This window comes from Mycetocola sp. 2940 (assembly GCF_040548835.1).
In the GTDB taxonomy this organism is placed as follows: Bacteria; Actinomycetota; Actinomycetes; order Actinomycetales; family Microbacteriaceae; genus Mycetocola_A.
The window spans coordinates 290,288-312,642 of record NZ_JBEPSK010000003.1 but is presented as its reverse complement, the minus strand read 5'-3'; the positions used below and the strand labels follow the sequence as shown (position 1 = coordinate 312,642).

Genomic DNA, 22,355 nt, shown 5'->3' with positions numbered 1-22,355 from the left:
GACTACGCGCGCGGGAGGGCGGTGCGGCGCGGCATCCGCTCAGTGCGGCGAGACACCCTCGAGCATGCCGCGCAGGAAGTGGCGCTGCAAAAAGATGTAGAGCACCACAACGGGCAGCGCGACCATCACCGCGCCGGCGGCGAGCAGGGCGGTGCCCTGCGTGTATTGCCCCTGGAAGAACGCGAGGCCGAGCGGCGCCGTGCGCACACTCCCGCTCGGTGACATCACCAGCGGGATGAGGAACTCGTTCCAGGTCCACAGGAACACGAGCAGCACCAGCGTCGTGACCGCCGGACGGGCATTGGGCACGAGGATCTGCCACAGGATACGCATGCTTCCCGCGCCGTCGAGCCGGGCGGCATCCATCATCGAGCGGCTCGCCGAACGAAAGTAGGTGCGCATCCAGTAGGTGCCGAACGCGATTGACATGGCGATCTGCGGCAGGGCGACGCCCCAGAGCGTGTTGGTGAGCCCGAGCATCCGCAGGTCGAAGTACAGCGGAACGAGAAACGCCTCGGTCGGCACCATGATGCCGACCAGAAACAGGTAGAAGAAGAAGGTCGCGCCCCGGAACCGCATGGTGCCGAGGGCGTAGCCGGCGAGGATCGACACGGTGACGGATGTGACGACCACGATCACCGCGACGGTGACGGATGTCATCATGTACTGCCCGAACCGGCCGATCTGCCAGGCGTCGGCGAAGTTCTCCCAGTGGAACACCCGGCCCTCACGCCCGACCGAGGCGCTCTGCGGTCCAAGGGCGAGGCTGAGGATGAGTCCCAGGGGACCGAGAACGATCAGGGCGAAGACGGCGAGGATCAGGTAGTTCGCCGAGACCTCGAAGCGCGAGACCCTCACGACCGGTCCCCGATGCGGTTCACGGCGGCGGTGATCGCGAAGACGAGGATCGTGAGAACGATGCCGATCGCGGTGGCGGTGCCGACCTCGCCCAGTTCGAACGCCCGGCGGTAGACCTCGTAGCTCGGCACCGTCGTCGAGGTGCCCGGCCCACCGCCGGTCGTGACATAGACGAGGTCGAAGGTTTTGAGGGCGGCGACGATGGTCAGTGTGAGTGCCACGGCGATCTCCCCCCGGATCGATGGCAGGGTGAGGGCGAAGAACTCCCGGATCGGGCCGGCGCCGTCGAGCCGGGCGGCCTCGTAGAGGTCGAGCGGCACCCGGCTCATGCCCGCCATGAGCAGCACGGTGACCAGGCCCGTCGACACCCAGGTGCCGATCAGGCCGACCGCGGGGAGGGTCCAGGTGTAGTCGCCGAGCCACGCGGTGGTCAGCCCGTCGAGTCCGATCAGTCGCAGGAACCCGTTCAGCGGCCCGGTGGGCGCGTAGATCTGGCGCCAGGTGACGGCGACCACGACCATGGCGATCACCTGCGGGAGGAAGATGACCGTGCGGAAGAAGCCGATCCCCTTCACTTTCGCCCGGGTCAGGATGGCGGCGAGCGCGAGTCCGATGACGAGCGGCAGGATCGCGTAGAAGAAGACCAGCACGAAAGCGTGCCCGAACGCGGACCTGAGCCGCTCGTCCGAGAACACCGACAGGTAGTTCTCGAACCCGACGAAGGTCGAGGCGCCGAGACCGTCCCATTCGAAGAAGGAGAACTGCCCGGCCCGCACGAGCGGCACGAGCAGGAACAACGCGTACAGCAACAGTGCCGGCGCGAGGTAGGCGTACGGGACCCACCCGCGTCGGGACCGGACCGGATGCCGCGTGGCACTCCGTCCGGACCGCGCGCCCGTTCCCCGGCCTACCGTCGCGACATCAGCCATTCGATTCGAGGAACTCCGTGTAGTCGGCTTCGAGGGCTTCGGTGAACTGCTGTGGAGTGGTGCGGCCGTCGAGCAGGTCCTGCAGCGACTGGCCGAGGGTGTCACCGAAGGTCGGGGTGGCGTAGTCGAGGTAGGGCAGCAGGCTGCCGTCCTGGGTCACGCTCTCGAAGGCGGTGTAGACGTCGGCGAGCACCCCGGACTCGGGAGCGAGTTCCGCCGTGCGGTTCACCGGGAGGTTGCCGGTCTCGGCGAGGACCTCCATCGCGGCGTCGTTGGTGAGGAAGTCGATGTACGCCGCGGCGACATCCGTGTTCTCAGCCGCCGACGTGATCGTGAACGGCAGGCCGGTGCCGCCGGTGGTCGCGAGGGTGCCGGCATCCGTTTCGGGGATGAAGAATCCGAGGTCGTCGCCCATGGCGTCGGCGAGGTCGGCGGTGAGCCAGGATCCGCCGAGCAGGAAGACGCCGTCGCCGGCGGCGAGGGCCTGCCAGGCGGCGTCATAGTCGGTGCCGTTCGCGCCCTCGTTGAAGTAGCCGTTGTCGACCCAGGCCTGCAGAGCGGCGGCGGCTTTCTCGTTTTCGGGGGTGGTCCAGCTGGCACCGGGGTTACCGAGGCCGAGCTTCGTGATCTCGTCGGGGGCGACGGAGTCGCCCTGCAGCGGCCCGAACACGTGACCGGCCGGCCACTGTTCGATGTTGCCGAGCTGGATCGGGATCTCACCGGCGGCCCTGGCCGCGGCCAGGGCCCTGTCGAAGGCCGCCCAGTCGGCGGGAACCTCGAGGCCGAGTCCCTCGAGCTTGCTCTTGGAGTAGAAGACGCCGACGACCTCGCCGACCTGCGGCAGACCGTAGAGGTCGCCCTCGCCGAAGACGGTGGCGTCCTCGCTGTAGGTGGAGTACTGCAGGATCGACTCGGCGTACCGGTCGAACCAGCCGTAGGCATCCGCGTAGTCGTCGAGCGGGCGCAACTGGTCAGCCGCGACGAACGCGCCCATGGTGCTGCGGCCGTTGTTGGCCTGGACGACGTCGGGGGCGTCCTTGTCGGTGAGCGCGAGCCGAAGTGTCGTGTTCAGGTCGTCGAACGCCTGTGAGACCCGGTCGATGCTGACGTTCGGGTACTTCTCCTCGAAGGCGGCATTGAGCTGCTCGATCTGCTCGTTCTGGGCTCCGCGTACTTCCTGGTCCCAGACCGTGAGGGTGACGTCTCCGACGCCCGAGATGTCGGTGCTGATCTCGGTGCTCTGCGGGTCGGGCGCGTCGCTCTGGCCGGTGCCGGGCGCGCAGGCGGCGAGGGTGGCGGCGACGGCAATGCCGCCGATCACGACGGACGTCAGCCGGGTATGTCTTCTCATGGGATCTCTTTCTGGAAGGGGCCGGCGCTCGCGGCAGCAGGGGCCTGCCCTCCATAGTGGTCGAACCAGCTCGTCCCATTGTCCCGCGAGTTTGCGCCGTTCGCCGTTCCGTGACGGATGCCGCCGGTCAGGCCCGGCGCCATCGGCAACTTCACCCACTCCGGACCAATACACCCGGCGCACCGGGTGAACCCGACCGGAACGCGTGAACCCGTCGCGGGTGGCACCAACCCCACGGCAGCGAACGGATGCCACGCGACTGGCAGGGAGCGGACGCCACGCGACCCGCAGCATCCCGCCACTTCACCCGCTCCGGACCAAAACACCCGGCGCACCAGGTGAACCCGACCGGAACGCGTGAACTCGGCGCAAAAGGCGCGACGCTCCCGACGGAGCGCCGCGCCTCAGGTGCCGGCGGCCTTAGACGGCCAGCCGCGGGTAGTCGGTGTATCCCTCGGCGCCGTCCGCGTAGAACGTCGCCGCGTTCGGCTCGTTCTCGGGGTGCTCACCCTGCCAGCGCTCGACGAGGTCCGGGTTCGCAATGGCGAGGCGGCCGACGGCGACGGCATCCGCGTGGGAGTCGTCGATGAGGTCGATCGCCTCTTCGCGGGTGGTGACGGTGCCGAAGCCACTGTTGGTGATGAGCGCGCCGCCGAAGCGGCTGCGCAGGTTCTGCACGAGGTCGCCGGCCGGTTCGCGGTGCAGCACGCTGAGGTACGCCAGGCCGAGCGGAGCGAGCGCGTCGACGAGGGTGCCGTAGGTGGCGGTGACGTCCGCGGCATCCGATTCGAGGGCATCCTGGATGTTGTGCTCCGGAGAGATGCGGATGCCGACGCGCCCGGCCCCGACGGCGGTCGCGACTGCGTCGGTAACCTCGGTCGTGAAGCGGGCGCGGTTCTCGGGTGAACCGCCGTAGACGTCGTCGCGCTGGTTGGAGGCCGGCGAGAGGAACTCGTGCAGCAGGTAGCCGTTGGCGCTGTGGACCTCGACGCCGTCGAGTCCTGCTTCGATGGCGTTGCGGGCGGCGGTCACGAGTTCATCGCGAACGGTGGCGAGCTCGTCGAGAGTGAGTGCGTGCGGAACCGGGTACGGCACTTTGCCGGCCGGGGTGCGGACGTCGCCCGTGATGGCGATGGCGCTCGGCGCCACGATGCGGTCGGTGCCGGTGATGGCGGGATGCGACACGCGGCCGCCGTGCATGAGCTGCATGACGATGCGTCCACCCTTGGCGTGGACGGCGTCGGCGACGCGGCGCCAGCCCGCGATCTGCTGAGCGGTGACGATGCCCGGCTGCCCCGGGTACGCCTTGGATTCGGCGCTCACGTAGGTTCCCTCGGTGATGATCAGGCCCAGGCTGGCCCGCTGCGCGTAGTGTTCGGCGATCAGTTCGCCGGGCACGCCGTCGGCGTCGGAGCGAAGCCGGGTGAGCGGCGCCATGACGACCCGGTTGGGCAGGTGGAGATTTCCGAGAGAGACGGGTGAGAACAGATCCATAGAACGGATGCCTTTCGGTTGCGTCGCGCGCCGATCAGCGCACCCTCGGGGGAACGTGTGGTGGGTCGGTGCTATTCCGTCAGGAGCGCTTTGAGTTCTCGCGCGCTGAGCTCGTAGCGGACGGGCGATGTGTCAAAAGGTGGCGATGACCCTGGCCGCAGATACACCAAACCAAGACCGGCCAGCGCGATTAGCGCTGGCCGGTCTTTGTACGAGCCGGCTCCATCATGCTTGCCACATTTATAGTCCTGCTCTTAGAGAACTTCGACCTGCTTCACTTCGAAGAGCGGAACCGTAGTGTTCCCGCCAATCTGGGTGTCATAGCTGTAGCTTCCGGTGTTTGTGACCCACATTTTGACGACGTCACCCTCGACAACCGGGGCGAGGAGAGGACAGTCGCTCTCCCCGTCACCGCCAAAAGCCATGACGTCTTGCGAATACTCCCAGTCACTCTCCATGAGGGCCGATGCCGTGGATGCAAGGAAGGAGCATTTCCCGCTGGCGGCGTCGAACTGCCAGACACTTCCGTAAACTACGAGGTTTTTTCCCACCGCAGCGTCCGGGTCCTTGACCAGAAGGGCGAAATCCCGCTCCGGGATCTCGACGTAGGCACTCAAATCTTCTGGGACTGGAGCCGGCTGTTCCTGTTCGGGAGCCGCCTCTTCGACTGGCTCTTCGGGGGACTCCTCGACTGACTCCTGAGAAGAGGACTGCGATGACACACTGCCGGAATTTTCCGCATTGGCGCCGATGAAAGTGATGAAAACGACGATGGAAACCAGCCAGGCGACAACGCCAAGGATCAATGCGGCGAGCGAAAGCCCCTTGCGCCTGCCCTTTCTGGCCATGCCGACAAGTGCGAGGACGATAGCCGTAATCGCGAATACGAAGGTGAAACCAGCGATGGGCGGAATAACCGCGAACAGAAAGGCCAGTACGCCAAAAACTACAGCTACCACACCGAGGCGACTCGGGCCCTTCGTCGGCGGCGGCGTAGGTTCCCAAGGCATGGGTCCGCCCGGGAAAGGTGCGCCTGGATACTGAGGCGGCGCCTGACCAGCCATCGGTCCAGCTGGCGCGTAACCGGGTTGTGCCGGCTGCGGGTATGACGGCTGCGACGCGGCGGCGGGATTCAGAGGCACGGGCTGAGGGTTGGGCACAGCAGGCACCCCGTTTGGTTCGGTCAAGGCAACTCCAGAGAACGGTTTGATTGGAGCCAGGCAACTCTGTACTCCATACGCCGAAAGAAGACGTAATCGCACTCTATGGCTCGCCTCAAACACCTCTGGTGCTGATCCGCTCAGATCATACGGTTTGTCACCTTGTCTGGGTGCAAGGAATCGACCGGCCGGTTCCGCAGCCAACCCTAGACTCGCGGAATGATCGACTTCTCGAACGGTTCCGTCTTCAAACTCGCCGCCTGTGACCCCGGTGAGATTGCGGCATCGGTGCAGCCCCTCTTCGTCGAAGGAGAGCAGATCATGGTCGCGGCCAAAACCGTTCGGGACTTCGTCGTCTTCACCAACAAGCGCATCATCGCGGTGAACGTGCAGGGCATCAGCGGCAGGAAGCGTGACTTCTCAAGCCTCCCCTACAACAAGATTCAGGCTTTCTCGATCGAGACGGCAGGGACTTTCGACCTGGACGCCGAACTCGAGCTCTGGTTCAGCGGGCTCGGCAAAGTGAAGCTCGAGTTCAAGGGCAACTTCGACATTACTTACCTCGGCAAGCTCATCGGCTTCTATGTCCTATAGGAGCCGAATCCTCACCACTCCGCGTCGCCACCGACCCACCGCGTCGGCGGGTTGTGCCCGGCGCAGATCCACTCGATGTCCTCGGCCTTGATCCGCTCGCGCAGCAACCGCTCCGTCGTGCGCGCCATCGCCTTGTCGCTGATCACCAGGCGGTGGAACTGCTTGATGTTCCCGTGTTTCGTGACGGTGACGGCATCCCCGGTGAAGAGCACGTCGCCCCACCGAAAACCGAGGTGACCCGGCGTATGCCCGGGTGTCGGGAATGCCAGCAGCCCGGGGAAGATTTCGAGCGTACCGGTCACTTCCACCAACCCGTCGGGATAGTCCGCCGCCGCCACCCGGTGGATAAGGCGACGAAACAGCGTCGGCGGGGCGACGTCGCCGCGCAGGATTGCGGCATCCGCGGTGCTCATCCAGACCGGAACCTTCAGCGCCTGCTGCAGCCGCTTCACGATCTGCATGTGGTCGCGGTCATAGTGCGTGACCAGGATGTCGGTCACCTTGCCGGTTCGCGACTCGGCGTCGCGCAGTTCGGCCAGCACGTCATCGAACGCGGATGCCATGCCCGGGTCGATCACGGCAGTGCGGTCCTCGCCGCGAACGACGTAGGTGTTGACTCCTTTGGACTTCTCGAGTTGAAAGCAGTTCTCGGCGATGAGGCGCATGCGAATCCCTTCAAGCGGCACTCGGTAGTACACCACGCAGTGGCCCGAGGGTCGAGGCCTTGTGCCGCGAACGGTCAACAGGATCCGACGGGGGGAAGCGGTCAGTTCATCCTGTTGAGCGTCGCTCCACCCCAAATTGTCCTGTCTAGCGGCCGCGTTAACAACTGCCGTTGGCTGAGCAGCCGCGGCTATCCACAGATCGAGGTCGAACCGGTTCCAGCCCCTCTAGCGGGGCTACCCTCTCCGCATGATTATCAATTCCGGTTGGGACTTCTTGTTCCTCGCGAAGGAACATCTGTGGCAGGACGAGCACTCGCGCAAACTCGTCGTGATCGCTGCCGACGACGACCTCGAGCACTACTTCACCGAGGTTGTCACCGACACCTACAACGGTCTTCTCGACGAGTACCACGACGCCATCCTCGCGGCGGTGGATGTCGACTACGTTCGGTACTTCGCCCTCGCGCAGGAGTCGGCACCGCGGGATACCTCTGATCTCGACTACGAGATGACGAGACGCCTGAAAACGGCGGCCGCGGCGCGGGGACTGCAACTCATCAGCCACCTCTATGTCGCACAGGAATCCTGGTGTTCGACCGGGCCGGTGCACCGCCTCTCGGAATACGTCCACGCGGGCGACGAGTATCCAATCGTGCGCATTGAGCGACCACCGCGGTATCCGCAGCGGCGACGAGCACCGGTAGTCAAGTTGCTGTCGGATCCGTGACTCGAAAGGACCCCTTCTCCAGCACATCCAGCGCTGGTGTTTTTCGAGCACTCCTGGTGGGAGTGATCTGCCCGGCTCGAGGTTCTACGCCCGCGCGGCATTCATCGACGGCGCCGTCTCCTTGGTCGGCTGGGCCCAGAACACCGCGAGAACGATGATGCCAGCCACCGGAACCAGGGCGAAGAATAGCATCGCCCAGCTGTAACCGGCGTCACGGAGGCGGCGCACGGTAACCGCGAGATTCGGCAGCAGAACGGCGATCCCCCACAGACTGGCGAGGATCGTGCCGAGGTACGTGCCCTCACCGAACGGCACCGTGTTGAACACGTTGAGCGCCGCCGTCACGAGCGCGTAGAACAGAATCCACCACCAGAACTCGGACCGCGACGCGCGGCCAGTGAACTCGGCATAATTGCGGAACACGGACTGGATTGCTTCACCGAATGTCATGGCTCCTCCTCGACTCGAAGCAACGCTCTCATTGTAGAAATGCGCCGAACCTGCCGAAAGGGCACTCCGGGCATGATTTCGAGGGACGCAAAACGCTCTTAAACCCGAAGTTTGACGACGGTTCGCGTCCCTTGAAACAGCTGGGCGCGCTAAGAAGCGGATGCCGCCGCCAGAGACCCCTCGATCCCGTCGAGAATGATGCCCAGGCCGAACGCGAACTCGTTGCCGTAGGCATACCCGGGCTGCAGGATCAGTTCCGTCGCCATCGCCGCGAGATGCGGAAAAGCCCCCGACATCATTGCCTGCTGCGCCATGATGTCTTCGGTCACCGCCCCGATGTCCCCCGCGTCGTCGAGCGGCAGTGACGCCTCCTGCAGCGCGAACCCGTGCACATAGCTGTCGAGCAGCGACATGGCGTGCGCGGCGAGCGGAATGGAGAATCCGGCGGCCACGAGGCATCCGATCGTCGCGTTGAGGTAGTTCAGCGACTCGACCGTGCTCCGGGCGTCGACCTGCGAGATGGCCCACGGATGCCGCTTCAACACGTCGCGAGCGGACTCCGACCGTTCGCGCAGGGCGGGCTTCCACGCGGCATCCGCTGCCGGGATCGCCATCTCGCTGACGACGAGTCCGACCATGCCGTCGAGCAGTTCGTCCTTGTTCTTGACGTGGTAATACAGCGACATCGCCTCGACGCCGAGCTCACCCGCGAGTTTGCGCATGCTCAGAGAGTCAATGCCGCCGGAGTCGGCGAGCGCCACCGCGACCCGGATCGCCCGCTCCCGCGTGACCGGCTCCCGTGTTGTCTTCGTTGTGGAGCGCACCACCACGTCCTCCGCTTCGGCCTCAGATTTTTTACCTACACCCGTAGACACTACCTTACGGCGTATGGTACATTTTTCCGCATCACCTTACACCGTATGGTGAACCCTTCTCGAAGGAACCGATCATGACCACCCCACTCGCCAGCTCCGCTCCCTGGACCCAGGCCGATATGCCCGACCTCACCGGCACGACGGCCATCGTCACCGGCGGCAACAGCGGCATCGGCCTCGAAACGGCGCGCGCTCTGGCCGGTCACGGCGCCCATGTCGTGCTCGCCGTGCGCGACGTGACGAGGGGTCGGGATGCCGCGGCCACGATCGTCGGCTCCACCGAGGTCCGCCAGCTGGATCTCGCCGACCTCGCCTCGGTCAGGCGATTCGCGGCGGACTGGACCGGCGACATCCACCTGCTCATCAACAACGCCGGTGTCATGGTGCCGCCGCTCACCCGCACGGCCGACGGGTTCGAGCTGCAGTTTGGCACCAACCACCTCGGCCACTTCGCCCTCACCAATCTGCTGCTGCCGCACATCACCGGGCGCATCGTCACCGTCGCGAGCAGCGTGCACAAGTCGGGCACCATCGACTTCGACGACCTCAACTTCACCACTCGTCGCTACGGCGGCGGGTCAGCCGGGTACGCCCAGTCGAAGCTCGCGAACCTGCTCTTCACACTCGAACTGCAGCGGCGCCTCACCGCAGCCGGGTCGAGCGTCGTCGCGACCGCCGCCCATCCGGGTATGGCGGCGACGAACCTCAACTCGAGTTCCACCAACGTGGCGCTCAACCTCTTCGCCAAGGTCGTCGTCGCCCTGTTCGCGCAGAAGGCGATCGACGGCGCGGCCACGACCCTGTTCGCCGCGACGGCGCCGATGCCCGCCGCGGGCTACGCCGGACCGAGCAAGCGCGGCGGATTCGCCGGCCCTCCGGTGCTCGTCGACCGTTCCACCGACGCGTCCGACCGGGTCGTAGCCGCTCGCCTCTGGGCTGTGTCCGAGGAACTGACGGGCACGACCTTCCCGCTCCCCGTTCGCTAGAGGGAGCGAAGCGACCGAAGCGACACGGCTCCCTAACGAACCTTTTCACTCCCAGGAGACAACAATGACAACCCAATCCCTCACCGACCGCACCCGCACCCGCCTGGTCGGCATCCTCTTCCTGGCCGCGATCCCCGCCTACGGAATCGGAACGGCCCTCACGACATCCGTTCTGAGCGCTCCCGACCAGCTCACCGCCGTCGCCGCGAACACCCCGCAGTACACGCTGGGCGCCGCTCTGATGCTCGCCAACTCGGTCATCGTGGCGAGCATCGGTGTGCTGTTGTTCCCGCTCCTCAAACGGCACAGCCTCCCCGTCGCCCGCATCTACCTCGTCGGCCGACTGGTCGAAGCGGTGGTGCTTCTCGTCGGCATCGGATTCCTCTTCTCGCTCGTCGCCCTCAGCGGCGAACTCGCCGGCACAGCGGATGCCACGGACCTCGCGACCCGCGCCGCATCCGCAGTCGAGGCAAACGACGTCGCCTACCAGGTGGCGATGGCCGCCCTCGGTTTCGCGAGCCTGTTCTTCTGCGCTCTGCTGTTCCGGGCGCAGCTCGTGCCGCGGTGGCTCGCGCTGTGGGGCATTGTCGGCTACGCCGTGTTCTTTGCCGGAGCGGTGCTCGAACTACTGGGCGTCGAGGGCATCGGACTGCCCCTGTCGATCCTCGGAGGGCTCTTCGAGATTGCCTTCGGTGTGTGGCTAATCGTGAGGGGTTTCCGTTCGCCCGTCGCCAGCGTGCGCGCTCACTCGACACAGCTTGCCTGAGGCCCTTGGCTTCGCTTCGCTCCAGCCAGCGGGGAGGTGTGCTCCAGCCAGCGGGGGGTGTGCTCCAGCCAGCGGGGGGGGGGGGGGCAGCGAGCAGCAGGGCGTTACCGCGCCCGAACCGGCTGCCGCAAAACGGTCCTGAGCTTCTCGGGCGCGGTGCGGCGAACGTCGCTCAGGTAGATCTCATGGTGGTCGCCGTTGAAGGTGAGCCCGTGGGCGGGCATGAACTCGTCGTGCAGCCGCGCGAGCGTCGGAGCTTCGTCGGAATACGACCCGATGTGGAGGATCTGGATGGAACGCCCCTCGTCGAGCGTGAGCAACCGCACCCGGTCGACCGCCTTACCGCCCTTTCCCTTCGCTGTCACCGCGGTGACGGCATCCGCGATCATCGCAGGCGTGATCCAGTCGGGTTGGCTGATCAGGAGGGTCCACTCCCAGGCGTCCCGGTCGCCACGGGTGAATGCGGTCATGTCGTCGGCTCGCCACAGCCCTTCCAGCGGTCCGACGACGAAATCGCGGCCGAGCGCGTTCTTGCTCGCGAACTTCAGCGCGTAGGCGACCGGGTACAGCGCCTCGAGCGCGGCGGCGTACTCTGTGGAAGTACTCGGGTCGCCGCGTCCGTCGACGGCGAGGTACTGCATCCGGGGCACGTCCAGGGTCGAGAAGTCCGTCGGCGACGGCGCGTACAGCGCCTTGTGCGCGACCTTGATGTCGTACTTGTCCACGGCCCTCCCTTGATTGCGCTCTGTCCTGGCGTCCTATCCTGCAGCGACGTACCCGACGCGGGAGGTGTTGGCGAAACGGTTAGGCGGCGTCCCACAGCTCGTCGAAGCGCAGCAGCAGTTCGGAGGCCAGATCGGAAGATGATATCGCCAGGCTGATGTCGTCGAAATCTTCGTACGACCCGGCCGACCAGTTGTGGCTTCCGATCACGGCGAGCTTTCGGTCGATTACGAGGAATTTGGAGTGCATCAGCGTTTCCTCCGCATCTGAGCGGACCGGCACCCCTGCGTTTTCCAGAAACTCCTTCGCGGGCTTGTTGATGATGGTCGACAGGTATGGGTCATTTTTCCGGTCGCGGTCAAGGACCACGCGAACGGCGACTCCCCGTTGGTGAGCCTCGACCAGCTTCTCGAGCAGAATCCGGGTGGGGTGCTCCGCACCGCCCAGGGCAATGTGGAACATGCACACCTCAATCGAGACCAGCGCGTCGCCGATCGCCGACTCGACCGCGGGGTGATACGCATCGTTGGCAAGCACCGCGACCCACTCTGCCGCCAGAGCCTCGTCGCTGGGCGGCGTCGGCGGGCGTCTCCTGACGCGATGTGTCGTGAAGGGGTGCGGATGCTCCGCACAGCTGGCGATCAGCACATCCAAGGTACCGAGGAGGGACGTCGCCCCTGAACCACCCAAGGCATGGACCAGCCTGAGGCGCGACCCGAGGTCGTCGGCCTGGTGAATGGCGAGAAGCTCGGGGCGGGCGTACGAAACCACATGTGTCAGGTCCTCCACTCCGATGGGGCCGAGGCCTTCTACCCGTTGGTCCAGTTCCTCCGCCGAGGAGAACGGTCCCGCCACGCCACGGGATGCGACGATTCGCGCCGCCAACGCCGGCCCGATTCCGGGGAGACCATTCAGTTGCGCCGCGGTGGCATTGTTGATCGCAACAACGTCGCGAGCCTGGACCTCACGCTCAAAGGCAACGTTGGCAGGCTGGTCGTCCACCACGAAGCCTGCCGTGATGTCCGGAGCAGCGACGTGGCGGAGTGTGTGCCCGCAGGCCTCGTCCACCAGTTGCAGGGCACGCGAATCTCGGTCGGCATCCGTGGGTAGCTCATCAGAGATCCTGAGTCCGCCGACGAGCCCGAAGAGAGCCGCCAGCCGTGCGCGCGCCGCGCTTGCCTCTTCGGTCACGGGGGCCATGCCGAGCTCGAAGTACAGCCGGGCGACGACGGCGTCGGTCGCGAATTCAGACCAATCAAAAACGAACATCATGGCGCCCCCGCCCGGATCCACTGAGCGTTGAAATGCGCTGTGAAGTAGGAGGCGAGCGCCGGAGAGTCGAATCGGACGCTGTCCTGGTGCTGGCCCGAGAACGCCCCGGCCGACCAGTTGTGGGATCCGACCAGCACGGAGTCGTCAGCAATAACGAGCTTGGCGTGGCTTCCTCGTCGGGGCTGCGCCGCAAGCCATCGGACCGGGATGCTCCGGTCATGGAACACCTGCGCAGCGCCGGCGGTTGCTTCGGCGATTCTCTGATTTGTCCGTGAGCCACCGAGCACTATCCTCACGTCCAGGCCCCGCCACAGTGCGGCCTCTAACGCGAGAACGATGTCGTTCACCGCTTCGGATCTGCTGCCGGCGTCGACGATGAACATGCTCACCAGGCACCGTTGCCCGGCTCCGCCGAGCATTTCACGAACCCGGAGTGGATACTCCTCGTCCGCGACCAGTAAGGCTGTGCCGCCAAGCGCGCCGATGGGGTACATGGGTCACGCCGGATTGAGGATCGGGTCGAGGAGCGCGTCGGTGGAGTCCCTGAAGAATCCGATCAGTACAGGGAGCCCCACAATTCGGCGGAGAAGAGCCGCTTTTGCTTCCAGGAGCCGCGCTTCCAGGAGCACACCGGACGACCCGGGCACCTCGTGGATGCTGTCGAGCATGCTGGCGAACATGGTGAGTTGCCCTTTCACGACACTCTCCCTGAGCCCATACGACAGGGCGGCCGAGGCGCGCCGCTCGGCCTTAGACACAGTCGCCTGCTCCTCCTCGGTCAGCAGCCTCATCTCAGTCACACCTCCCAATCAGCAGGTCATCCCGGAGCAGGCTCCGGCGTGGACACTCCCCACGGAAAATCAGGAAGGTCCGAAGGGGTGCCGGACTCCGACGACGTGCATTCGCTCTCGATCTCCGTCTGAACTTCCTGGCCGAAGTTGTACCCCGCCGTCTCCTCGCCGGCATCTGGCAGACCTGCCTGGTCCACTGCCGCGTGGAACGCCTCATGAGCGACGATGTTGGCGACCTCGCTGCCTTCCGCCTGGCAAAGGAAGTCGGGCGAAAGGTGAATCGTCCCGGTGGACGGGTCGTACGCGCCGAGAAGATCGCTTCCGCTGTCAGGGTCGACGATCGGGTCGTCGCTCCACTCCACGTCATTGAAGCCCCATGACTCCAGAAGGTCTCCCCCGTACTCCTTCATGGCTTCGAACCCGTCGGATGTACATCCGATCGAGTCCCACTCGCCTACTACGTCGCAGATCCCCATCGCCATACCCTCGTGCACGACCCGGAGCGCTTCCATGACGCCCAGAAGCACATCTGCGGGCGGCTCCGTCACCAAAAACAGTGGCACTCGGGGTCGGTCGCGTCAATCCTTCCCGTGCCGGATGTCACACCGGTTCAGCAGATTTCGTCGGCTTCGCACCCCGGAGCCGCGCGTCGACGGCATCCAAAGCCTCCCGGAACTCCACCTCGGACTCCTTCGGAAATTTGTATCCTTCCGGGCCGGCAAAGATGAACGAAGCCTGCTCCGCCTCGGGCTTGCCGGAGTTGCGCTCGCGCTCGTACACCTCGAACCACTTGTCGTAGTGTTCCACCAGCTTCATCGCGGGCGGGCGAAGCTCGGGGGTGAGGAGGTGGTACTTCTCCAGCAGGATCCGGCGGATGGTCTCGTTGCTGTCGGCCATGATGCGCGTCTCCAGGTGGAGATTGCGGCTCCGCCAGCGGCCGAAGGCCTGCCTGGTGCGCGCGAGGTGGGCGCATACGGGGCCGAGGACTTCTGCGAGCAACGCACGGTCGGCATCCCGTGCTTCGGCGATCGCCCGAAACTCCGCGGCGACGCTCTCCTTGATGCGGGCTTCGGAGCGTCGGGTGAGCAGCCCGACAAGGGCTGCGATGACGGTGCCGCTCACAACGGCGCCGAGGATGGCGGACCACAGGTCATCCATGCCCGTTCACCTCCTCTGAGGCTGGTGTCCGGCACAGTTTCTCACCCTCGAGCCGAGGATGACAGGGCCCCAGCGAGCAAGACATCTGTAACGGCGCGGTGACGCCCCCGTCGTTACTCTCCCCCTTCCACCTCAATGAAAGGGATGAATAGATGCCCCTGCAACTCGTCACGGCTGGAGCTCTCTCGGCGAACGTCGCCGGTCCCGCCGAAACGTCGGTCACCATTGCGCGATCCGGTGGAGCCGGATGGGCGACGAGTCTGGTCTCGACTAGAGATACGGCATGAGCCGCTCGATCCCTCCAACCCCGCACTGAGCCCTCCCCCTCCCCGCTCCCCTTCGGGAGTCTCCCCCCTCCCCCGCTCGCTCGAGGGAGCGAAGCGACCGAAGCGGAGGGCCCGCACCAAGCCTCCAACCCCTCATTGGGGTCTCCCCGCAGCCTGACCTGCACCCTAGATTTGGATGTCGCTACCAAACGAGGGGGTCGGATGAGTCGCGAGACCCACTACGACGTTCTCGGCGCCCCGCACACCTCAAGCGCCACCGAACTGAAGCGGGCCTACCGGCGAGCACTCCGCACCAGCCATCCGGATGTCGGCGGCTCAGCCGAGAGCTTCCGCCGGGTGCAGTCCGCGTGGGCGGTTCTCAGCGATACCGCCCGGCGGGCCGAGTACGACCGCCTGCATCTGCCGCAGGCATCCGCTTCCCCGAAGACCGAGACCCGCCGGGAGCGGGCGTCGTCCCGACGGCCAGCAAGCGAGCCGGCTCCCAGTGCGACAGCGACGCCGACCTTCGCGACGGTGCATGGGCATCCGGGTGGATCGTCCCGCGCCCGCTACCTCGACATCTCCCGCGAGTGGATGCTGTCACCCCGGCCCCCGACACCGCCGGCGAAGCCACCGCGCCTCCGTCACGAGCGGGACCGCTTTCTACACATGTGGGGTGTCGTCTGCCTGCAGTTGCTGCTGCCGTTCGCTCTGGTGGTCATGGTTCTATGGATCGTCGCGGCGAGCACAGGGAACCTCCCCTCCTTCGCCGAGGGCGCTCTGTTCCCCGCTCTGCGCCAGGTGGCGGTCGGCATCTTCGGAGTGGCGTTCCTTTGCGGCGGCGTGGTCGCGACGATGAGGCTGGTGACGAGCCGCGCCCGCGCCGAAGTGCGCCGTTCCCGCTCGAGGAACCGGAGCATCTATGCCGAGCGGCGCTCCGAGTACCGGGCCAGCCTCCGCGTGTTCGCCGACGACCTATCGCGTCGCCCAAGCAACGCGGACGTCTTCCTCCGCTCTCCGTATTCGCCCGATTCGGTGACGGTCGCGCCAGCCGACGCGAGGGTCGAGTTCGCCCGAGCCGTGGCACAGGAGCAGATCGCGGTGGCGTTGAAGCGGCTCAGTGCCGAGTTCACGGTGTGGCATGACGTGCGCGTGGGGAACGACGGCGCCTACGCGTCGCACCTGGTGGTCGGGCCGCAGGGCCTCTTCCTCGTCGAGCCGCTCAGTGAGCGCTCGCGGCTGGACCCGTCGCGGCTGGGCGCCTTGACGGATGCCATCGGCGTGACGGGGCTCACCGGCATCCTTTTCGTCGACCCGGACCCGGCGGCGGTGAACGCACCACCGGCGAAGCTCGGTGACCGCCCGGTGTTTACCTGGCGCGTAGGCACTGCTCGTCTGGCGCCGATGCTGGAGGGCGGGATTCCTGGCGCCGAGCGGGGCCAGAGCTGGGAAGTGGGTCAACTCGCGGAGCGCGTGTCGCGGCGGGTGGCATTCGCGTAGGAGTCACCCCACTTAGGGTGCACGTTGCATTGCGAGCCCCGTCAGGTGTGAGTCGGATGCCAGAATGAGCCAGACACGCTATCAGGGGGAGTGCGGATGTCGGCTGGTTCATCTGCGGGGCAGGAGTCCCTCCGGCAGTTCGCCCTCGCGGCGCAGCATGAGCGCGCGGCACGAGACGCCCGCGAGGCAGCTGGCCGGTATCGGGCAGCGTCGGTGTCCGAAAAGCAGGTCGCTCGAGTTCTTGCTCCACTTTCCGCCGCGGGCTATCACTTCTTGCCCGACCGTCAGTGGCCCGGGAGCCGAACCGCGCAAGTTGACCTCGTCATGGTCGGACCAGGCGGAGTGTTCATCGTCGATACGAAGTGGTGGAAAGACGTTGTAATCGCCGCCGGGCGGGTGTTCCGCGATCAGGACGACGTTACCGACGAGTTCGATAATCTCGCGGATCTGGCTTTCGGCACTGAGGGAGCCCTCGGGGCCGTTGGACTCGCCCCGGGCGAGGTGCGACCGATCGTGGTTCTCGCCGGCCGCAAGGGCGTCAAGGCGAGCATCGGCACGGTCGACATAGTCGGTGAAGGTGACGTGCTCCGTCACATTGCTTCAAGAGGATCCCGGCTGACCGCGGTTCAAGTCGACACCGTCCTTCGGGCGGCATTGAGCCATTTTCCAGTGCTTGGCGCTGCTCAACCGGTCAACACAATGCTCCCTGAACCGGTGATCGAAGCTCCGTCTGCGACTATCGACGAGAGCGACCTGCTCTCTACCGATGAGGTGAACTCGGCGTTATTGGGAGGAATGCTCGCGGCCCCCGTCGAAGAATGGATGACCTTCCTGCACCCGGATCAGAGCAAGCTCATTCGTCGTAACTTCAACGGACCCTCCCGGATTCGTGGAGCCGCAGGCACCGGCAAGACCGTAATCGGACTCCACCGGGCGGCGTACCTCGCTCGATCTCGTCCTGGCAAAGTTCTGGTCACAACCTACGTCCGAACCTTGCCCACGGTGCTCTCGAGCCTGATGGAGCGGATGGCACCAGAGGTAAGCGACAAGGTCGAGTTCGTGAGCGTACATCGGTTCGCGCACCGAGTCCTCAGCGAGCGCGGCATCCGGGTGAACACAAACCCGACGCAGGCAAATTCCGCCTTCAAGTCTGCCTGGTTTGAAGTCGGAGCAAAGGGCCCATTAGCTGCCATCGAAGCTAAAGATCGGTACTGGAAAGAGGAAATCGATCACGTCATCAAAGGACGAGGAATGACGTCATTCGAGGACTATGCAAACTCAGCACGCATCGGCCGACGGCGGCGATTGTCAATTGACCAGCGCCGCGACGTCTGGGCACTTTACCGTTCATATGAGGACCGTCTGCGGAAAGCCGGAATCAACGACTTTGCTGATCAGATCCTCCTCGCCGCCCAGTCACTTCGAAATGACCCACTCACCGAATACTCAGCGGTGATTGTGGATGAGGCACAGGACCTCTCGTGCGCGATGGTTGGGATGCTTCACTCTCTCGTCGGAGACGGCGCTGACGGATTCACACTGATCGGCGATGGACAGCAAAGCATCTATCCCGGCGGATACACACTTGCCGAAGTTGGGATCTCCCTGGCTGGCCGCGGTGTGGTCATGGACACCAATTACCGAAACACCGCAGAGGTTGTGGCCTTCGCGAATGCAATGATCGCGGGCGACCAGTTCACCGACATCGAAGGTACCGACCAACGGGCTGACGCCACGAAACTGGTCCCGCGGCATGGGAGTGCGCCTGTTGTCGTGACCTGTGAGACGGTGGCCGACCACGACTTCGCGATGGTGAACCGCATCCGAGCTGTGGCTAGCGAAGTCGGAACGTCGTTTGGAGACATAGGCATCCTCGGGCTAACGAATGCGACAGTGGATCTCGTCGAGAGGGCCTGCAGAGCTGCCGGAATACCTACGGTCGACCTCGAAAAGTACGATGGGCGGACCATCGATGCAGTGAAGATCGGCACGGTGAAGCGCGCAAAGGGGCTGGAGTTCAAGCAAGTGCTTGTCCCCCGGTTGCGAACCTCTCAGCTCTACTCGAACGTTCGAGGACCGCAACCCGCAGAAGCCGCAGCCATCGCGATCAACGACATCGTGCGCGAGCGCGACGAACGCGATCGCCGGGAACTCTACGTCGCCATGACTCGAGCGCGTGACGGACTCTGGGTTGGTGTCATTGGGTGACTTCCGCTCGTCAGTCGGTCAGATCGGTGTGGAAATAGTCAAATAGTGCTGCCTCTATTGGTTGCTCGAAGCTAAGAAGCATTCGGACCACTGGGACGGTGGCGCCGCTTTCCGATTGCATGGTGGTCTGCTCGGCGTCGCTAGAACGCGCCTTTCCCAGGTAATAGAAACCAGTCCCTTCCGCATCGTTCTTCTTCACAAACACGTGGAGCTCTACCGCGTTGTCGACAATCGCTACGACCTCAGAGCTGACGAGCGTTCGCTTGCTCCTCGTGTACCAACGGAAGGTTTGGGTATCGAGCAACTCATCTTCATATGCCGTGCTCGCCGACACGTCGTCGGACTTATGCAACGTCACAAAGATCGGACAGGATCGTGTGTCCATGTCGACTCGATATCCGTAGATCGTTGAGTACATGTTCGTCGTCCAGTTAAGGAGGCGGCTCGCATCTTTGCGGGAATACTGCCGGCCCGGCATGAATGGAACAGACGAATCGTATCGCCGCTCGGTGATACTCAGCCCGGTCTCAATTACGTCGTCGACATCGGCTCTGAACTTTGATGAGGTCGAATACAGCGTGGTGAAACCATCGGTCAGTTGAATCCGCCCGTCGCTCCCCATCCTGGCTGGCCCGACTGTTTTAAAGCTCTGCTGCTCCGATGCCGTATTGAATTCGAGAGTGAGACTTCGCGCCGCGCTCCTGACAACACCTTCGGATGTGAACACCCCCGCTTCGAGGAACAAGTCCGTGATCGATTTTTCGGCTGCCGAACCGTGGGTGAGTAGGTGGCGAAGAAGAATAAGTTCATGTGGACGCTTGATGGGGAGCAACTCCCGTGAGATCACTGACAAGGCCAGCGAAGCGTCGGGGGTGAGCCCGAGTTCGTCAATCTTGAGTTTGGCAAGGAGCTCGGGATAGTTTCCGACCTTCGTTGCGAGCACAATCGGGTCGACGGATTCGAAGCGAAGAAAATCGAACAACACTGGTGTCCGACCCACGCGTCTCCGCACCGCTTCGATCGCCGATTTCAGGTTGTGGAAGTTGTCGAGCTTCACCATCTGAAGCGAGCGCAGTACTCGCTCCTGGGCGATTCGGTCGAAACGCACACTCGAAAGTCCAGCAAGGACGCCAACTTCCTCCGCCGAAATCAAGTTCTTCCTGAGCGACTCTTTATTTAGAGACTCGTCACCGAAGAGAGCAATCGGGATCAGATAGTTGTTGGTGTAATTGCCGATGAAGTCAATGACAATCAGGTATTCCTTGCCCGGTGCTTTTCTTAGCCCACGGCCGAGTTGCTGCACGAAAACGATGCTGGACTGCGTTTGTCGCAGCATGACCACTTGGTTGATCGACGGAATGTCTACGCCTTCGTTGAAGATGTCGACAGTGAGAACGTAGTCGAGGTCGCCTGCTTCCAGTTGCTCCACCACGCTCTCACGACGCTCGATCGAGTCCTCGCCAGTCAGGGCAACGGTCCGCAGTCGCTCCCCGCGGAGACGTCGTTGATTCAATTCCGCCGAGAGGGCGTGCGCTTCCTCTTTCCTGCTACAGAAGATCAGTCCGCGCGGTGCAACTCCCGCATGACCATAGGTCTCGATCGATTGCACGATGTGATCGACTCGCGCTGAGTCCACCAGTCGCGTGAGGTCCGTGAATTCAGTGGTGATTTCCCCATCCTCGAAGGTGATGTCCGCGACACCGTAGTAATGGAAGGGGGCAAGCATGTCGAGTTCAAGCGCACTGTTGAGTCGAATCTCGTATGGGACGTTGTAGTTGAATATCTCAAAAATGTTCTCACCGTCTGTCCGTTCAGGGGTGGCCGTCATCCCCAGGAGGAACTCGGGGCGGAAGTGATCGAGAACGCGCGTGAAGCTCGCGGCGCCTGCACGGTGGACCTCATCAACGAGCATGTAATCGAATGACTTTGGATCGAGGCAATCTAAGACATGTTGTTGAGAAAGCGTCTGCACCGTCGCAAAGACGAATCGCCGGTCCGCCTGGCGCGTCGTGCCGGCAAGCTTTCCGAAATCGCTTGGTGGGGCATCCAAGACGCGCTGGAACTCGCGAATGGCTCGATCCAGAATCTGCTCGCGGTGAGCTACGAACAGCATTCGGTTCGGGCCAACCGCCCGAACATCCAGGGCCGACAGAATGGTTTTTCCTGTTCCAGTAGCAGAGATCACGAGTGCTCGGTCTTGACCGGCATTACGTACGCTCGCTATTGCGCCCAGAGCATCGACCTGCATTGCGTTGGGTGTAACAACGGAGCTGACAGATGGGGTCTGTGCCTGGGGATCGGTTGGTAGGAAAGGCAGGGGCGAAACGACCGGCGGTCGATAGACCTTCGAGTAGTCGTCGATCCACCCCTGTGTGAGTGGGACTGAATTGAAGAGCTCCTCGTCAAGGAGGTTGGTGAATTGCTCGGCCAAGTCGCTGTTTCGTGACGCGGAGACCTTCAGATTCCACTCATGATTTGTCGCCAGGGCGCTTTCGGTGAGATTGGAGCTTCCGAGTATTGCTGTGACGCCGTCAGCCCGCCCAAAAACATAGCCCTTGGGATGGAACGCCGACGTCTGGTGCAGCCGGACATCGATTCCCACGTTGGTCAGATTCAGCAACTCGGAAAACGCGTGCGGGCTATTGAAGCCGAGGTAGTTTGACGTGACGATGCGGCCCACGCCTTGAAATTCGATTAGCTCTTGCTTGAGCAAGGCGATTGCGCGCGGTGAGACAAATGCGACCGAGAACATGAAGGAACTGGCATGCCTCAGCTCGTGGCGGAGTGCCCGCAGCATCGAGTCGCTTTCGGTGTTCAACACAAGCTGCGGATGAAGCTTCCGCGGAGACGGAGCGGTTTTGTCGATGTAGCCGAAGCTCAAATCTTGGCGGAAAGGCTCGAGGTGGTCCAGATTGATCGTCACCGCGAGACGGGCGTTTGCTCGATGAGTTCCACTGCCGGCACATCGGCCGGTGCCCACTCCAGCGTTCCGAGCTCAGCGGGAGGTAGCCAGACGACTGCTTCATGCTCCGATAGAAACGGTATTCCTTCGATCAACTCGCAGAAGTAGGTCGTCAGCGTGACGATGCCGAAGTCGTATTCGTGCACTGTTGTCGTCACCAATTCGCCTACTGCCACGCGACAGTGGAGCTCTTCGACGATCTCACGTTCCAGCGCTTCGCGAGGTGTTTCTCCTGGCTCAATCTTGCCGCCGGGGAACTCCCACATGCCAGCAAGGCTGCCCGCCAACCCTCGTTGGGCGCAAAGGATCAAGCCATCACGTCGAATCACGGCGCCGACTACGTTGATTTCTTTTTTCACGCGAGCTCCTTCATATGGGTGCTATACGTCGAGCGTATCTGGCGGTTACCTGGCTACGGTCGAAATGACACGGCAGCCAAAACGGACGGGATGGAATTAGTCTCGCGAAGGGTGTGATGAAGGCCCCGCATCGCGAGTCGTTAGACAGGCTGCCGAAAGCCAGTTGTGGTCGCAAGAGGGCTAGAGGCCGATCGCTCCGACGCGTAATCTCTCGGCCACCGGGCAAGGTGCCCGAGCTTGGAGCGAGAAAAATGTTCAAGA

22 protein-coding genes are annotated in these 22,355 nt (G+C 63.9%); 6 read left to right on the top strand and 16 right to left on the bottom strand.

Going from position 1 to position 22,355, the window contains the following annotated elements:
- Positions 1-39: 39 nt before the first annotated feature.
- From ABIE24_RS06300 to ABIE24_RS06280, 5 genes are all read right to left on the bottom strand, one after another.
- Positions 40-858 (bottom strand): carbohydrate ABC transporter permease, encoded by an 819-nt coding sequence (locus ABIE24_RS06300; protein ID WP_354497849.1) that lies wholly within the window; start codon positions 856-858, stop codon positions 40-42.
- The gene (locus ABIE24_RS06295) at positions 855-1,787 is read right to left on the bottom strand and encodes a carbohydrate ABC transporter permease (protein ID WP_354497847.1); all 933 of its coding nucleotides are present in this window, start codon (positions 1,785-1,787) and stop codon (positions 855-857) included. The genes ABIE24_RS06300 and ABIE24_RS06295 overlap by 4 nt, the downstream gene beginning before the upstream one ends.
- Positions 1,780-3,138 carry an ABC transporter substrate-binding protein gene (locus ABIE24_RS06290; protein ID WP_354497845.1) on the bottom strand — a complete coding sequence of 453 codons (1,359 nt, stop codon included), beginning with the start codon at positions 3,136-3,138 and terminating at the stop codon, positions 1,780-1,782. Before ABIE24_RS06290 ends, ABIE24_RS06295 begins: the two co-directional genes overlap by 8 nt.
- 420 nt (positions 3,139-3,558) lie before the next feature.
- Positions 3,559-4,632, bottom strand: coding sequence for an alkene reductase (locus ABIE24_RS06285; protein ID WP_354497843.1), 1,074 nt, complete (start codon positions 4,630-4,632; stop codon positions 3,559-3,561).
- 254 nt (positions 4,633-4,886) lie between these two features.
- Positions 4,887-5,591 carry a hypothetical protein gene (locus ABIE24_RS06280; RefSeq protein ID WP_354497841.1) on the bottom strand — a complete coding sequence of 235 codons (705 nt, stop codon included), beginning with the start codon at positions 5,589-5,591 and terminating at the stop codon, positions 4,887-4,889.
- A gap of 420 nt (positions 5,592-6,011) precedes the next feature.
- Here ABIE24_RS06280 and ABIE24_RS06275 point away from each other — a divergent pair, with 420 nt between their 5' ends.
- Positions 6,012-6,386 (top strand): PH domain-containing protein, encoded by a 375-nt coding sequence (locus ABIE24_RS06275; protein WP_354497839.1) that lies wholly within the window; start codon positions 6,012-6,014, stop codon positions 6,384-6,386.
- Between the two features lie 11 nt (positions 6,387-6,397).
- Here ABIE24_RS06275 and ABIE24_RS06270 read toward each other — a convergent pair whose 3' ends face one another.
- Positions 6,398-7,051 carry an MBL fold metallo-hydrolase gene (locus tag ABIE24_RS06270; RefSeq protein ID WP_354497837.1) on the bottom strand — a complete coding sequence of 218 codons (654 nt, stop codon included), beginning with the start codon at positions 7,049-7,051 and terminating at the stop codon, positions 6,398-6,400.
- 247 nt (positions 7,052-7,298) lie between these two features.
- Here ABIE24_RS06270 and ABIE24_RS06265 point away from each other — a divergent pair, with 247 nt between their 5' ends.
- On the top strand, positions 7,299-7,778 hold the full coding sequence (locus tag ABIE24_RS06265) for a hypothetical protein (protein ID WP_354497835.1): 480 nt from the start codon (positions 7,299-7,301) through the stop codon (positions 7,776-7,778).
- A gap of 84 nt (positions 7,779-7,862) precedes the next feature.
- On the opposite strand, the gene ABIE24_RS06260 is transcribed toward ABIE24_RS06265, so the two are convergent.
- Complete coding sequence (locus ABIE24_RS06260; protein WP_354497833.1) at positions 7,863-8,228, bottom strand: DUF805 domain-containing protein; 366 nt, start codon at positions 8,226-8,228, stop codon at positions 7,863-7,865.
- A 149-nt stretch (positions 8,229-8,377) separates the two neighbouring features.
- Positions 8,378-9,052 carry a TetR/AcrR family transcriptional regulator C-terminal domain-containing protein gene (locus ABIE24_RS06255; protein WP_354497831.1) on the bottom strand — a complete coding sequence of 225 codons (675 nt, stop codon included), beginning with the start codon at positions 9,050-9,052 and terminating at the stop codon, positions 8,378-8,380.
- 125 nt (positions 9,053-9,177) lie between these two features.
- Here ABIE24_RS06255 and ABIE24_RS06250 point away from each other — a divergent pair, with 125 nt between their 5' ends.
- Together ABIE24_RS06250 and ABIE24_RS06245 are read left to right on the top strand one after the other, a co-directional pair.
- A complete protein-coding gene (locus ABIE24_RS06250; RefSeq protein WP_354497830.1) occupies positions 9,178-10,089 on the top strand; it encodes an oxidoreductase in 912 nt (303 codons plus the stop codon).
- Between the two features lie 64 nt (positions 10,090-10,153).
- Complete coding sequence (locus ABIE24_RS06245) at positions 10,154-10,855, top strand: DUF4386 domain-containing protein (RefSeq protein ID WP_354497828.1); 702 nt, start codon at positions 10,154-10,156, stop codon at positions 10,853-10,855.
- Positions 10,856-10,959: 104 nt separating this feature from the next.
- Here ABIE24_RS06245 and ABIE24_RS06240 read toward each other — a convergent pair whose 3' ends face one another.
- From ABIE24_RS06240 to ABIE24_RS06215, 6 genes are all read right to left on the bottom strand, one after another.
- The gene (locus tag ABIE24_RS06240) at positions 10,960-11,580 is read right to left on the bottom strand and encodes a GyrI-like domain-containing protein (RefSeq protein ID WP_354497826.1); all 621 of its coding nucleotides are present in this window, start codon (positions 11,578-11,580) and stop codon (positions 10,960-10,962) included.
- A 79-nt stretch (positions 11,581-11,659) separates the two neighbouring features.
- The gene (locus tag ABIE24_RS06235; protein WP_354497825.1) at positions 11,660-12,871 is read right to left on the bottom strand and encodes a phospholipase D-like domain-containing protein; all 1,212 of its coding nucleotides are present in this window, start codon (positions 12,869-12,871) and stop codon (positions 11,660-11,662) included.
- Positions 12,847-13,344 carry a phospholipase D-like domain-containing protein gene (locus ABIE24_RS06230; RefSeq protein ID WP_354497823.1) on the bottom strand — a complete coding sequence of 166 codons (498 nt, stop codon included), beginning with the start codon at positions 13,342-13,344 and terminating at the stop codon, positions 12,847-12,849. The genes ABIE24_RS06235 and ABIE24_RS06230 overlap by 25 nt, the downstream gene beginning before the upstream one ends.
- Positions 13,345-13,347: 3 nt before the next feature.
- Positions 13,348-13,650 (bottom strand): hypothetical protein, encoded by a 303-nt coding sequence (locus ABIE24_RS06225; protein WP_354497821.1) that lies wholly within the window; start codon positions 13,648-13,650, stop codon positions 13,348-13,350.
- A 17-nt stretch (positions 13,651-13,667) separates the two neighbouring features.
- Positions 13,668-14,189: a hypothetical protein gene (locus ABIE24_RS06220; protein WP_354497819.1), complete on the bottom strand. Its 522-nt coding sequence runs from the start codon at positions 14,187-14,189 to the stop codon at positions 13,668-13,670.
- Between the two features lie 52 nt (positions 14,190-14,241).
- A complete protein-coding gene (locus ABIE24_RS06215; RefSeq protein WP_354497817.1) occupies positions 14,242-14,799 on the bottom strand; it encodes a hypothetical protein in 558 nt (185 codons plus the stop codon).
- A gap of 488 nt (positions 14,800-15,287) precedes the next feature.
- On the opposite strand from ABIE24_RS06215, the gene ABIE24_RS06210 reads away from it, so the two are divergent.
- Both ABIE24_RS06210 and ABIE24_RS06205 read left to right on the top strand, forming a co-directional pair.
- Positions 15,288-16,565, top strand: a complete 1,278-nt coding sequence (locus ABIE24_RS06210; protein WP_354497815.1) for a J domain-containing protein — start codon at positions 15,288-15,290, stop codon at positions 16,563-16,565.
- A gap of 96 nt (positions 16,566-16,661) precedes the next feature.
- A complete protein-coding gene (locus tag ABIE24_RS06205) occupies positions 16,662-18,773 on the top strand; it encodes a nuclease-related domain-containing DEAD/DEAH box helicase (protein ID WP_354497814.1) in 2,112 nt (703 codons plus the stop codon).
- 10 nt (positions 18,774-18,783) lie between these two features.
- Here the strand turns inward: ABIE24_RS06205 and ABIE24_RS06200 are convergent, their stop codons facing one another.
- Positions 18,784-21,696, bottom strand: a complete 2,913-nt coding sequence (locus tag ABIE24_RS06200; RefSeq protein ID WP_354497812.1) for a DEAD/DEAH box helicase — start codon at positions 21,694-21,696, stop codon at positions 18,784-18,786.
- Entirely contained in the window at positions 21,693-22,094 is a 402-nt protein-coding gene (locus tag ABIE24_RS06195) for a (deoxy)nucleoside triphosphate pyrophosphohydrolase (protein WP_354497810.1), read from the bottom strand. The genes ABIE24_RS06200 and ABIE24_RS06195 overlap by 4 nt, the downstream gene beginning before the upstream one ends.
- Between the last annotated feature and the right edge of the window lie 261 nt (positions 22,095-22,355).